The following is a 240-nucleotide window of genomic DNA, read 5'->3' on the forward strand; positions in this document are numbered from 1 at the left end:
GGGGATGACCGGCGCGAGGATCGTCGCCGACCGCAGCGAGATGCGCGCGCCCGTGGTCTCGTAGCCGCTGTACATCGGGTCGCCCGCGAGCACGATCAGCTCGCGCTCGTCGACGATGCCGTCACGGGGGTCTTCGCCGGGGGTTGCGAACCGTGCGATCTTCATGCGTCGAGCCGCGTCATCCATCCGTGAACATCGGGTCGCCGACCGTTCTGGATGTCGGTCAGCTCGGCACGGAGC

The 240-nt window shown here is 68.8% G+C and carries 1 protein-coding gene; it reads right to left on the minus strand.

Annotated features, from left to right (window positions below; translation table 11 throughout):
- The coding region (locus ACZ6JE_RS15540; protein WP_464319530.1) for a DUF2437 domain-containing protein at nucleotides 1–186 on the minus strand (186 nt) is incomplete at its 3' end.
- Nucleotides 187–240 lie beyond the last annotated feature (54 nt).

This window comes from Frigoribacterium sp. AC759, assembly GCF_979256015.1.